The organism is Aeromonas sp. s2, from assembly GCF_040907935.1.
GTDB lineage: Bacteria > Pseudomonadota > Gammaproteobacteria > Enterobacterales > Aeromonadaceae > Aeromonas > Aeromonas dhakensis.
The window spans coordinates 113,215-125,672 of record NZ_JBFOCR010000030.1 but is presented as its reverse complement, the minus strand read 5'-3'; the positions used below and the strand labels follow the sequence as shown (position 1 = coordinate 125,672).

The window sequence follows — 12,458 nt, the reverse complement described above, 5'->3', positions numbered from 1 at the left end:
TGGGCGATCAGATAGCCAGTCACGAAGACTGGACCATGATGGTCGATGAAGTGCAGGAGAAAGATGGCCTGCTTATATATGTAGGTGTTCGCACCGACAATGATGAGCCGGTTGCCCTCAAGGAAGTGTTTCTCAACAACTTCATCAAGTTCAACAAGCCACAGGATCGCCTGTTCGCCGGCCAGATCGACCGGATGTCCCGCTTTACCCTGCGCTACGAAGCGCTGGTCAACCAGCACAAACGTCGTCGCAATCCGACCCGCGGTCTGGCCGGTGGCCGGGTCAGCCTGATCCCGCACCAACTCTATATCGCCCATGAAGTAGGCCACCGTTATGCCCCGCGCGTACTGCTGGCAGACGAGGTGGGCCTCGGCAAGACCATTGAAGCGGGCATGATCATTCATCAGCAGCTGCTCTCCGGCCGCGCCCATCGCGTGCTCATCTTGCTGCCCGAAACGCTCCAGCACCAGTGGCTGGTCGAAATGCTGCGCCGCTTCAACCTGCACTTCTCCCTGTTTGACGAGGAGCGCTGCATCGAGGCCTTTGCCGATGCGGAAAACCCCTTCGAAACCGAACAGCTGGTGATCTGCAGCCTCGACTTCCTGCGCAAGAAGCGCCGCCGCTTCGAACAGTTGCTGGAAGCCGAATGGGATCTGCTGGTCGTCGACGAGGCACATCACCTGGAGTGGAGCGAGGAGGCGCCGAGCCGTGCCTATGAAATGGTGGAAGCGCTGGCCGAACAGGTGCCAGGCGTGCTGCTACTGACCGCGACCCCGGACCAGCTGGGCCATCAGAGCCACTTTGCCCGTCTGCGCCTGCTCGACCCCGAGCGTTTCTACGACTACGAAGCCTTCCTCGCCGAGGAGCAAGCCTATGGCCAAGTCGCCAGTGCAGCCCAGGAGTTGCTGGATGGCGAGGCCCTGAGCGAAGCTGCCAAACAGACCCTGGCAGGCCAACTTGATGGTCTGGATCTCACTGATGCGGCCGCCCGTCAGCAGGCAGTCGCCAAGCTGCTGGATCAGCACGGCACCGGTCGAGTGCTGTTTCGCAACAGCCGCGCCAACATTCAGGGATTCCCCGAGCGTCATCTCAACGTCTACCCCATGCCGTTGCCGGAGCAGTACAAGACCGCCATCAAGGTGATGGGCATGATGGGTGGCAACGGCGGCGATCTGCAAACCCGTGCCCTGCGCTACCTCTATCCCGAGAAGATCTTCCAGCAGTTTGAAGGCGACAACGCCAGCTGGACCCTGTTTGACCCGCGCGTCGACTGGCTGCTTGAGTTGCTGATCTCTGCCCGTCAGCAGAAGATATTGGTGATCTGCTCCGAAGCGGCCACCGCCATCGCGCTGGAAGAGGCCGTGCGTACCCGCGAGGGGATCCGCGCCGCCGTCTTCCACGAAGGGATGTCCATCCTGGAACGGGACAAGGCCTCCGCCTATTTCGCCCAGCAAGAGGGGGGCGCTCAGGTGCTGCTCTGCTCCGAGATCGGCTCCGAAGGTCGCAACTTCCAGTTTGCCAGCCATCTGGTGCTGTTCGATCTGCCCCTCAACCCGGATCTGCTGGAACAGCGGATCGGCCGACTGGATCGCATCGGTCAGCAGAACACCGTCGAGATCCACGTTCCCTATCTGGAGGGCACCTCCCAGCGCGCCCTGCAGCTCTGGTATCACGATGGCCTCGATGCGTTCGAGCAGACCTGTCCGACCGCCCGCCCGGTATTCGAAGCGGTGCGTGACGAACTGTTCGAGCTGCTGGCCGCCAACACCGGTGAGCAGGCGACCCTAGAAGCACTGCTGACCCGCACCCGCGAGTTGCACGAGCCCCTCAAGGCCAAACTGGAACAGGGCCGCGATCGTCTGCTTGAGATCCACTCCAGCGGTGGCGAAGCCGCCCAGCAGCTGGTCGAGAAGCTGGCCGCCGAAGATGACGACACCGGTATGATCTCCTTCGCCCTCAAGATGTTCGACGAGATCGGCGTCAATCAGGATGATCGCGGTGAGAACGCTCTGGTGCTGATGCCGGGCGATCACATGCTGGTGCCGAGCTTCCCGGGCCTGCCGCAAGACGGCATGACCATCACCTTTGATCGCACCACCGCCCTGTCGCGGGACGACATGTCGTTCCTCTCCTGGGATCACCCCATGATGCGCGGCGGTATCGACCTGATCCTCGGCTCCGAGATCGGCGCCACCTCGGTGGCCCTGCTCAAGAACAAGGCGTTGCCGGTCGGTTCCATCCTGCTGGAGCTGATCTTCGTTGCCGAGTCTGCGGCCCATCCCCAGCTCTACCGCTTCATGCCGCCTACCCCAATCCGGCTGCTGATGGACAAGAACGGCAACAACCTGGGTGAGAAGGTGGCCTTCGATGCCTTCAACCGCCAGCTGACGCCGGTCAACCGCCACCTGGGCAGCAAACTGGTCACCGCTTCCCAGCCAGTGATCCACGGTCTGATTGGCCAGGGTCAGGCGATTGCCGAAGGACTGAAGGCGAATATTGTCGAGCAGGCCCGTTCTCAGATGGCGCAAACTCTGCAGCAGGATCTCGATCGTCTGGAGGCGCTCAAGGCGGTCAACCCGAACGTGCGCGACAGCGAACTGGATTATCTGCGCAATCTGCAGGCAGAATTGCACCACCTGATCGACCAGACCCAACTCAAGCTGGATGCCATCCGCTTTATCGTGGTTACTCATAACTGATGAAACGGTGAAAGCATCGTCTGGTTGATAACGACCAGACCCAACGTGAGTTGGATGCCATGCACTTTTTATCGTGGTTACCCATAGCTGATAAAACGGTGAAGGCATCGTCTGGTTGATAACGACCAGACCCAACGCGAGTTGGCTGCCATGCACTTTTATCGTGGTAATCCATAACTGATGGGGGCTTGCCCCCACTTTGACCAAAGATGCGAGACGCTATGTTTGTATACTCACCGCCCCTGGAACCCTGGCTCGATATCCTGTTCAAGGACAAGGACATCATGGTGGTCAACAAGCCCACTGGCCTGCTGAGCGTCCCCGGGCGCGGCCCCGAGAATGAAGACAGCGTGCTCCATCGGGTGAAACAACAGCACCCTAAGGCGGCGGCAGCCCATCGTCTCGACATGGCGACCACAGGCGTGCTGGTGATCCCCCTCAATCCCAACTCTCACCGGGAGCTGAGCCGGCAATTCCGCGAGCGGGAAACCGAGAAGCACTATCTGGCCTGGGTGTGGGGCGAGCCGGAACTGGATGCGGGTGAAGTGGATCTGCCGCTCTGTGTCGACTGGCCCAACCGCCCGAAGCAGAAGGTGGACTTTGAGGAGGGGCGTCACGCCCTGACCTTGTGGCAGAAGCTGAAGGTGGAAAATGGCAACAGCTTGCTCAAGCTGACCCCCATTACCGGTCGCTCCCATCAGCTACGGGTTCATATGCTGGAGCTGGGGCACCCCATCCTCGGCGACAACCTCTACGCTCACCCGGATGCCCTGACAGCGGCGCCTCATCTTTACCTGCATGCGGCCAGCCTGACCATCAGCCATCCCCGCAGCGGCGAACGGATGACCTTCGAGGCTCCGGCCCCTTTTCCGGTCTGAGCCAAGAGAGACATTGCGATATCGCAGACATAAAAAAGCCCCCATCGACGAGATAGGGGCTTTTTCGTTAGGGTCAGACGCGAATATCGATTTTACTTCCCAGAGAAGCGTTGGCCGATGTCGGTGCAACCGGTGCTGATTGAGCCGCTGTTTGCAGCAGTTTCAATGCAGATTCACCTTCTTGGGTCTGCTGTTTCTTGGCCAGGCTGGCCGTCATCAATGCAGAACCAAATGACGCAGATGCAGAACTAGATATATCCATGGTGTACCTCCTGCCCTAAGACTATCGGCCATCTTAGGCCAGACATGAGCACTTTGGCTAAATTAAATACGCCTTGTCGGGCTGACGCCGCTCCAGCCACTCCTCTTCCATCTCCAGCAGGGTCTGATAGACCTTCTCCGCCTGCTCGGGACGGCTGAACAGATAACCCTGACCATAGAGATGGATGTCGGTCAAAGTGCGCAGCACGTCGAGCTGGGCCTGGGTTTCAATCCCTTCGCACACCAGACTCTTGCCCAACATGGAGCCCATACGGCAGATGTTGGCGACCAGCTCGGACGCTTCGATGGAGGTATCGATCCCCTGAATGAAGGAGCGATCGATCTTCACCTTGCTGACCGGCAGTTTCTGCAGATAACTGAGAGACGAGTAGCCCGTCCCGAAGTCATCCAGCGCCAGCTGTACCCCTTGCTGGTTGAGATCCTGCATCAGCTGCAGGGAGTTTTTCACCTCGCGCATGGTGGTGTCTTCCGTCACTTCCAGCACCAGGCTGGCAGCCGGGATATGGTGGTCCATCAGCGCCTTGGCCACCAGCTTCAACAGGTTGCGCTGATACATGCCGGGAGAGATGTTCACGCACATCTGCAGATCCACCAGGCCCAGCTGCTGCCATTGATAGAGCTGCTCACAGGCGGTATTCAGCACCCAGCTACCCAGCTTTTCGGCCAGCTGAAACTCTTCGGCGACCTGGATCACCTCGTTGGGCGGGATGAAACCAAGCTCAGGGTGACGCCAGCGCAGCAGGGCCTCGACCGCCTCGCAGCGGCCGCTTTCCAGGTTGACGATGGGCTGGTAGTAGAGCTCGAGCGCATTGTGCTCCAGCGCCATGATCATGTCGCTGGCCAGATGCTTGCGACGCGCTGTCTCATTGAGCAGCGAGCTGTCGTAGATGACGTATGGCACATGGGTCTTGCGACTGTGGAACAGTGCCTGCTCGGCCCGGCTGAGCAGTTCCTGGGCCTGTTTGCTGTCCATCGGGAAGAAGGCGATGCCGATGCCCACCTCCAGCCGGAACGGATAGTTGTCGATGATGATGTCCTGCTTGAGCGCGTGCAGCAGACGGGCTACCAGCTCCCTCACCTGACGCAGATCACTGCTCTCGCGCTGGATCATGGCGAACTGGTCACCGCCAAGCCTGGCCACCCACTCACCGTTTTCACACAGGCCGCGCATCCGTTTCGCCAGCTCCTGCAACAGGAAGTCACCGGTGTTGTAACCGAACTTGCTGTTGATGTCGCGAAAGTCATTGATGTCCACCAGCACCAGACCAAACGGCGTCTCCTTGCTGGCGTAGGATTCCATCTTCTCGAGCAGGGCCAGACGATTGGAGAGCCCGGTCAGGGGATCTATCCGTGCCACTCTGAAATGGCGGCGCGCCTCGCGGATCAATAGACCGCTCAGCAGCATCACCGACAACACCAGCCCGGATACCATGAACAGCAGGGCATTGCGCAACTGGCCGAAGCGCTTGTCATTGCCCGAATAGACGTTGATGTTCTTCTGCATCACGGAGGCGAGGGAATAGGAGAGCGGTTCCTGCAGAGGCGACAGCCTCATCATGATCTGCTGATAATCCGGCGTTCCCGACTTCAGGTTGGTGATGTTGGGCTCCATCTCGCGGATATTGCTTTCGATCAACTGCACAAGCCGCAGGGTCTTCTGCTTGTCCTTCATGCTCTGACGCAACTGGCCGCTGAGCAGGATGGGGGTGCGGCTCCAGAGGATGTCGTAGCGCAACATCAGGGTATCGTGATCGATACCGCCATAATGGTAAATCTCGACGGAGTTGAGGAAGCGCCCCAACTCCAGTTGCAACTGCATCAGGGCCCAGGAGACGTCATAGGTATACTTCTCCATCACCCGGGTCGCATTCTGTATTTGTGCGAGGCAATACAGAGTGCTCCCGGTGAACAGCAGGATGGATAGATAAAGAACGATGAGTAAAGGCCACGCCTTGGTCTTTGCTTTCACTCGTGCTCCCAGAAGCCACTACATCAATGCTGAATATCAATGGCATTCAATTGCCAAATCATCATGTCGGTAAACTCCGAGCGTTTCAGCTCGGGATATTGATCCAGCGGTAGGATAAACCAAAGCGGTCCCTTATTCCGTACCCGCATGGTGACCCCATCATCTTGCCAGGCCAGAATCGGGTCGTATTGCTTGACCTTATCCCAGTTGAGCCTGATCTGAAAACTGTTCAATGCGGTCAAGGTGATCGCCTTGCCATCCGCGCCGACGGCGGCCAGCAGATCAGCCAGCTTGGGGCCCACATATTTGTGCGGCTTGTCGACCCAGGGGTTGGCGGTCACGATCTCGTGCTGCGGCAAGGCTTTGAGCATCGCCAGATCAAAGGAGACCACCCCTTCGGTCGCTTCCGCCGGTTGTACATTGCCGGTCACCTTCAGGATGACGGGACCTTGCGGCGTTTCCAGCGCCATTGCCGGCATGGCCAGAGAAAACAGTAATGAAATCAAACCCAGTACACGCATGTTCACCTCGGATAAAGTCACTGACAATAGACTCAGTCTAGTCGCCATAAAAAAAACGGCTCGCAAAAGCGAGCCGTTTGGTAACCCAGGCTGAATTACATCATGCCCATGCCACCCATGCCGCCCATGTCAGGCATGGCAGGGGTATCTTTCTTCGGCAGCTCGGAGACCATGCACTCGGTGGTGATCATCAGACCGGCAACGGAAGAGGCAAACTGCAGGGCAGAACGGGTCACCTTGGTCGGATCCAGGATGCCCATGGCCAGCATGTCGCCGTACTGTTCGGTGTAGGCGTTGTAGCCATAGTTGCCTTCGCCGTTCTTCACCGCGTTGGCGATGACGGAGGCCTCTTCACCGGCGTTGATGACGATTTGACGCAGCGGAGCTTCCATGGCACGCAGGGCAACCTTGATACCCACGTTCTGGTCTTCGTTGTCGCCACGCAGACCGGTCAGTTTGGCAGCAACACGCACCAGCGCCACACCACCACCGGCAACCACGCCTTCTTCTACCGCAGCGCGAGTCGCGTGCAGGGCATCGTCGACGCGTGCTTTCTTCTCTTTCATCTCGACTTCAGTAGCAGCACCCACCTTGATCACCGCAACGCCGCCAGCCAGTTTGGCTACGCGCTCTTGCAGCTTCTCACGGTCGTAATCGGAAGAGGTCTCTTCGATCTGCTGACGGATCTGGGCTACACGGCTCTCGATCAGGCCTGCGTCACCCACGCCATCGATGATGGTAGTGTTCTCTTTGGTGATGACGATGCGCTTGGCACGGCCCAGGTCTTCCAGGGTCGCTTTTTCCAGCTCCATGCCCACTTCTTCGGAGATCACGGTACCGCCAGTCAGGATGGCGATATCCTGCAGCATGGCCTTGCGACGGTCACCGAAGCCCGGCGCCTTGACGGCAGCCACTTTCACGATGCCACGCATGGTGTTGACCACCAGAGTCGCCAGCGCTTCACCTTCAACGTCTTCGGCGACGATGATCAGCGGCTTGCCAGCCTTGGCCACGCCTTCCAGCACCGGCAGCATTTCGCGGATGTTGGAGATTTTCTTGTCAACCAGCAGGATGAAGGGGTCGTCCAGCTCGACGGCACCGGTTTCCGGCTTGTTGACGAAATACGGGGAGAGGTAGCCACGGTCGAACTGCATACCTTCAACCACAGCCAGCTCGTCTTCCAGACCCTGACCGTCTTCTACAGTGATGACGCCGTCACGGCCCACTTTGTCCATTGCTTCGGCAATCAGCTTGCCGACTTTCTCGTCGGAGTTGGCGGAGATGGTGCCTACCTGAGCGATGGCGTTGTTGTCTGCGCAGGGCTGGGACAGCGCTTGCAACTCGGCAACGGCGGCTACCACGGCCTTGTCGATACCGCGCTTCAGATCCATCGGGTTCATACCGGCGGCAACGGCCTTCAGGCCTTCGTTGACGATGGCCTGGGCCAGTACGGTCGCGGTGGTGGTACCATCACCGGCGGCGTCGTTGGCCTTGGAAGCGACTTCCTTGACCATCTGGGCGCCCATGTTCTGGAACTTGTCTTCCAGTTCGATTTCACGAGCGACGGAGACGCCATCCTTGGTGATGGTCGGAGCGCCGAAAGATTTGTCCAGCACCACGTTGCGGCCTTTCGGGCCCAGGGTCACCTTGACGGCATCGGCCAGGATGTTGACGCCTTCCAGCATCTTGATGCGGGCTTCGTTGCCAAACTTGACTTCTTTAGCTGCCATTTTGTTCAGTCCTTCAATCAATTCTTGGGGGAAAGGGGTGGATTACTCTTCGACAATCGCCAGGATGTCGGTTTCAGACAGGATCAGCACGTCCTGACCATCCAGCTTCTCGGTCTTCACACCGTAGCCTTCGTTGAAGATCACCTTGTCACCAACCTTGACGGCGAGGGCTTTGACGTCGCCATTATCCAGAATTCGGCCAGTCCCCACGGCAAGAACTTCACCACGGGTGGACTTCTGGGCCGCCGTACCAGTCAAGACAATGCCGCCAGCGGATTTGGCTTCAGCTTCGATGCGCTTGATGATGACGCGGTCGTGCAGTGGACGAATTTTCATCGATAACTCTCCCAAAATGAGTCTCTGTGTTGCTTTGAGGAATGGCCATTCCTGGCCAAATTAGATATGTCTCCGATGTGGGGTACGTTTGTTAACCCTTCAAGGGCAAATACAAAAAAAATATTTTCACGTACTATGAAGGTCTTCGATGGATCGCCCGAGTCCCGGTCAGGAAACCGGTTTGTGCTGCCAGCAGCCAGAACTCCGCCAGATGTACAGAGACCAGCCCGTGACCCGACCCAATCCCCTGCTGACAGCCCCCATGACGTCCGTACTGCTGCGCATGACGGGCCCCATGATCCTCGGCATCGTCGCCATCCTCGCCTTCAACCTGGTCGATACCTTCTTCATCGGCATGCTGGGCACCCAGGCGTTGGCCGCCATCAGCTTCACCTTTCCGGTCACCTTCGTGGTCACCTCGCTGGCCATGGGGCTGGGGGCCGGCCTCTCCGCCGTGATGGGTCATGCCCTCGGCCAGGGCAAGCATGAAGAGGCCGCCCGCATCACCACCGACAACCTGTTTCTGGCGGTGCTGCTGGTCACCTTCATCGCCGTGGCGGGGGCGCTCACCATACACCCGCTGTTCAGGCTGCTCGGTGCCAGCGATGCGCTGATCGCCCTCATCTACGACTACATGCTGATCTGGTATCTGACCGTCCCCATGCTGGTGCTGCCCATGGTGGGCAATGCCGCCATCCGGGCCACCGGCGATACCAAGACCCCGAGCCTGGTGATGACGGTGGCCGGGCTGGTCAACGGCGTGCTGGATCCCCTGCTCATCTTCGGCATAGGCCCCTTTCCCGAGTGGGGGATCCGCGGGGCTGCCATCGCCACCTCCCTCTCCTGGCTGATGGCCATGCTGGTCAGCCTCTATATATTGCGCCACCGCGAGGGCCTGCTGCGCTGGCGCCTCTCCCCGCGCCCGCAGTTGCTGGCCCACTGGCGCGCCCTGCTGCACGTGGCCGTGCCCGCCTCCTTCACCAACATGCTCAACCCGCTGGCCAATGCGGTGCTGATGACCATCTTCGCCGGACTGGGCACCGAAGTGGTGGCCGCCTACGGCGCCGCCTCGAGAGTTGAGGCCCTGCTGCTCATCGTGATGATGGCGCTCTCCTCGGTGCTGGCTCCCTTCATCTCGCAGAACTGTGGCGCCGGCAACCCGGCCCGCGCCAAGGCGGCGCTGCAGCTCTGCATGCGCTTCGCCCTGCTGTTCCAGCTGACGGTCTATGCGCTGACCTGGCTGCTGGCCCCCTTCATCGCCGATCTGTTCAGCGATCACCCGCAGGTGGTGCGCCTCATCGTGCTCTATCTGCACCTGGTGCCCATCGGTTACGGCTTTCAGGGCATGGTGATGTTGCTGGCATCCGCCTTGAATGGCGTGAGGGCATCCAGCATCTCTTTTCTGTTCAACGGCTTGCGATTGTTTGTCTTCTTGCTGCCAGGAGCCTGGCTGGGGGCAAAACTGGGGGGAGAACAGGGGATTTATCTGGGGATCCTGCTGGCGAACCTGGCGGCGGGCACTCTGGCCTGGTGGTATGCCCGCCACCGCTTCGAGCAGTTGTGCCATCAGGGCAAGCCCTGATGGCCCGGGATTGAGCGCAGCGCTTACTCCTTGCGCTCGAACTCCCCTTCGATGGTGGTACCGGCGCGCGGGGATTGACCCGGCTGGTCACTGCCAGGCACCTCGTCGAACGGCTGCTGACGGCTTTGAAAACCGCCCATCTGCATTCTGAACTGGTTGCTGCCGATCAGCTTGTCGGCCAGCTTGTTGCGCAGCCAGGGTTGCAGCAGCAGGATGCCGAAGAAATCGGTCACGAAGCCCGGGATGATCAGCAACAGACCGGCCAGCGCCAGCATCATGCCCCCCATCACCTCACGTCCAGGCATCTCCCCCTGCTGCATCTTCTGCTGCGCGTTGAACAGGGTCTTGATCCCTTCGCTGCGCACCAGAGAGGAGCCCAGCACCGCCGTCAGAATGAGCAGGCCGACGGTCGGCAAGGCGCCGATCACGGAGCCCACCTCGATCATCACGGTGAGCTCGAGCACCACCAGACCGACCAACAATAGAAACAACTTGCCCATAACAACCTCAGTGCGGGTGAATGTGAATGAACCGCCGGCAGACCAGACAGCCGTCGATGCCGCTGCCAACCCACCATGATATCGGTTCCTGTTGATTAAAATGGGGGTCAGCGCGCACTTTTCAAGTGCGGAGGGTGACGCAGCGCCGGATCCGCAGAAAAACCGGCTTGCCGGACTGTGATTGAAGTCATTGTTCTGTCAAAGTTAATCGGTCGATTGCAATATCTGTTTAATGACCACAAGTTATTTGAGGTTGTCTCAAATTTAGTGATCCAGGTCTAATATCAGATACCTCAATTGGGGTAATATCGACGCCAGTAATGAAGGAGGCAAAAAAGGCCTCCAACCGCCCCACTCGATGTGTGGTGCTTCAGGATGAACCGTGCGTAAGGAACTCGCGACCACTCGGTGAGGATCGTTTCCATTTATCTGATTTCTGAGGCATTACAATGAGCGACATCAAGAACGTCCGCATTGAAGAAGACCTGCTGGGCACCAAAGAAGTTTCCAACGACATGTACTACGGCGTACACACCCTGCGCGCCGTCGAGAACTTCAAGATCAGCTCTCAGAAGATTTCTGACGTTCCGGAATTCGTCCGCGGCATGGTGCTGACCAAAAAGGCCGCCGCGCTGGCAAACGGCGAGCTGGGCACCATCCGTCCTGAAATTGCAGACAAGATCGTGGAAGCCTGCGACCTGATGCTGAACACCGGCAAATGCTTCGACCAGTTCCCGGTCGACGTTTACCAGGGCGGTGCCGGCACCTCCGTCAACATGAACACCAACGAAGTACTGGCCAACATCGCCCTCGAGCTGATGGGTCTGGAAAAAGGCCGCTACGACGTCATCAACCCCAATGACCATGTCAACAAGTGCCAGTCCACCAACGACGCCTACCCCACCGGTTTCCGCGTCGCCGTGGTGAACAGCACCGACACCACCCTGTTTGCCCTGGAAGCGCTGATCGCCGCCTTCGATGCCAAGGCTGCCGAGTTCAAGAACATCCTGAAGATGGGTCGTACCCAGCTGCAGGACGCGGTACCCATGACCCTGGGTCAGGAGTTCCACGCCTTCGCCGTCACCCTGCGCGAAGAGATCAAGTCCATCAAGCGTTGCCAGGAGCTGCTGCTGGAAGTGAACCTGGGCGCCACCGCCATCGGTACCGGCCTCAACACCCCGCCCGAGTACTCCGCCCTGGCCATCAAGCGCCTGGCCGAGATCACCGGTCGCGCCTATGTGCCGGCTGAAGATCTGATCGAAGCGACCTCCGACTGCGGCGCCTACGTGATGCTGCACGGCGCCATCAAGCGCATGGCGATGAAGCTCTCCAAGATCTGTAACGACCTGCGTCTGCTCTCCTCCGGCCCGCGCACCGCACTCAAAGAGATCAACCTGCCGGAAATGCAGGCTGGCTCCTCCATCATGCCGGCCAAGGTCAACCCGGTCATTCCGGAAGTGGTCAACCAGTCCTGCTTCAAGGTATTTGGCAACGACGTCACCATCACCTTCGCCGCCGAAGCCGGTCAGCTGCAGCTGAACGTCATGGAGCCGGTGATCGGTCAGGCGATGTTCGAATCCCTGAGCCTGATGGAAAAGGCCTGCATCTCCCTGCGCGAGAAGTGCGTGGAAGGCATCACCGCCAACCCGGAAATCTGCATGAACCACGTGCTGAACTCCATCGGTATCGTGACCTACCTGAACCCCTTCATCGGCCACCACGAGGGCGACATCGTCGGCAAGATCTGTGCACAGACCGGCAAGAACGTCCGTGAAGTCGTGCTGGAACGCGGCCTGCTGACCGCCGAACAGCTGGACGAAATCCTCTCCATCGAGAACCTGATGAACCCGCAATACAAAGCCAAGCGTTACACCCGCGAAGCCACCGTATAAGCGAGCAAATGGGCCGGGATCATCCCGGCCCATAGAGTCAGTTCCCGATAGGTCTTGCCCAGCCCCATC

The 12,458-nt window shown here is 59.1% G+C and carries 10 protein-coding genes (1 of these 10 running past the window's edge); 4 read left to right on the top strand and 6 right to left on the bottom strand.

Going from position 1 to position 12,458, the window contains the following annotated elements; genetic code table 11:
- A protein-coding gene (gene rapA / locus AB5Y81_RS21470) for an RNA polymerase-associated protein RapA (protein WP_279484808.1) crosses the window boundary here: on the top strand, positions 1–2,699 show its 3' portion. Its footprint begins 169 nt before the window's first position; the window shows 2,699 of its 2,868 coding nt (coding positions 170–2,868); its start codon lies beyond the left edge, outside the window; it ends in the stop codon at positions 2,697–2,699.
- A gap of 221 nt (positions 2,700–2,920) precedes the next feature.
- A complete protein-coding gene (gene rluA, locus AB5Y81_RS21465) occupies positions 2,921–3,577 on the top strand; it encodes a bifunctional tRNA pseudouridine(32) synthase/23S rRNA pseudouridine(746) synthase RluA (RefSeq protein ID WP_279484809.1) in 657 nt (218 codons plus the stop codon).
- A gap of 73 nt (positions 3,578–3,650) precedes the next feature.
- Here rluA and AB5Y81_RS21460 read toward each other — a convergent pair whose 3' ends face one another.
- From AB5Y81_RS21460 to AB5Y81_RS21440, 5 genes are all read right to left on the bottom strand, one after another.
- Positions 3,651–3,839 (bottom strand): hypothetical protein, encoded by a 189-nt coding sequence (locus AB5Y81_RS21460; RefSeq protein ID WP_080628999.1) that lies wholly within the window; start codon positions 3,837–3,839, stop codon positions 3,651–3,653.
- 57 nt (positions 3,840–3,896) lie between these two features.
- A complete protein-coding gene (locus tag AB5Y81_RS21455) occupies positions 3,897–5,828 on the bottom strand; it encodes a bifunctional diguanylate cyclase/phosphodiesterase (RefSeq protein WP_017785684.1) in 1,932 nt (643 codons plus the stop codon).
- 23 nt (positions 5,829–5,851) lie between these two features.
- Positions 5,852–6,349: a hypothetical protein gene (locus tag AB5Y81_RS21450; protein ID WP_005309520.1), complete on the bottom strand. Its 498-nt coding sequence runs from the start codon at positions 6,347–6,349 to the stop codon at positions 5,852–5,854.
- Positions 6,350–6,444: 95 nt separating this feature from the next.
- Entirely contained in the window at positions 6,445–8,079 is a 1,635-nt protein-coding gene (gene groL, locus AB5Y81_RS21445; protein WP_005309517.1) for a chaperonin GroEL, read from the bottom strand.
- A gap of 42 nt (positions 8,080–8,121) precedes the next feature.
- Positions 8,122–8,415: a co-chaperone GroES gene (locus tag AB5Y81_RS21440; protein WP_005309514.1), complete on the bottom strand. Its 294-nt coding sequence runs from the start codon at positions 8,413–8,415 to the stop codon at positions 8,122–8,124.
- A gap of 181 nt (positions 8,416–8,596) precedes the next feature.
- Here AB5Y81_RS21440 and AB5Y81_RS21435 point away from each other — a divergent pair, with 181 nt between their 5' ends.
- On the top strand, positions 8,597–9,997 hold the full coding sequence (locus AB5Y81_RS21435) for an MATE family efflux transporter (RefSeq protein WP_279485510.1): 1,401 nt from the start codon (positions 8,597–8,599) through the stop codon (positions 9,995–9,997).
- 23 nt (positions 9,998–10,020) lie between these two features.
- Here the strand turns inward: AB5Y81_RS21435 and AB5Y81_RS21430 are convergent, their stop codons facing one another.
- Positions 10,021–10,497 carry an FxsA family protein gene (locus tag AB5Y81_RS21430; protein WP_042051174.1) on the bottom strand — a complete coding sequence of 159 codons (477 nt, stop codon included), beginning with the start codon at positions 10,495–10,497 and terminating at the stop codon, positions 10,021–10,023.
- Between the two features lie 449 nt (positions 10,498–10,946).
- On the opposite strand from AB5Y81_RS21430, the gene aspA reads away from it, so the two are divergent.
- On the top strand, positions 10,947–12,389 hold the full coding sequence (gene aspA, locus AB5Y81_RS21425; protein ID WP_005309505.1) for an aspartate ammonia-lyase: 1,443 nt from the start codon (positions 10,947–10,949) through the stop codon (positions 12,387–12,389).
- Positions 12,390–12,458: the final 69 nt, after the last annotated feature.

What these genes read in the sequence shown, in the direction of transcription:
- rluA (WP_279484809.1), top strand. Translation starts at nt 2,921, where the DNA reads ATGTTTGTATACTCACCGCCCCTGGAACCCTGGCTCGATATCCTGTTC.
- AB5Y81_RS21460 (WP_080628999.1), bottom strand. Translation starts at nt 3,839, where the DNA reads ATGGATATATCTAGTTCTGCATCTGCGTCATTTGGTTCTGCATTGATG.
- AB5Y81_RS21450 (WP_005309520.1), bottom strand. Translation starts at nt 6,349, where the DNA reads ATGCGTGTACTGGGTTTGATTTCATTACTGTTTTCTCTGGCCATGCCG.
- groL (WP_005309517.1), bottom strand. Translation starts at nt 8,079, where the DNA reads ATGGCAGCTAAAGAAGTCAAGTTTGGCAACGAAGCCCGCATCAAGATG.
- AB5Y81_RS21440 (WP_005309514.1), bottom strand. Translation starts at nt 8,415, where the DNA reads ATGAAAATTCGTCCACTGCACGACCGCGTCATCATCAAGCGCATCGAA.
- AB5Y81_RS21430 (WP_042051174.1), bottom strand. Translation starts at nt 10,497, where the DNA reads ATGGGCAAGTTGTTTCTATTGTTGGTCGGTCTGGTGGTGCTCGAGCTC.
- aspA (WP_005309505.1), top strand. Translation starts at nt 10,947, where the DNA reads ATGAGCGACATCAAGAACGTCCGCATTGAAGAAGACCTGCTGGGCACC.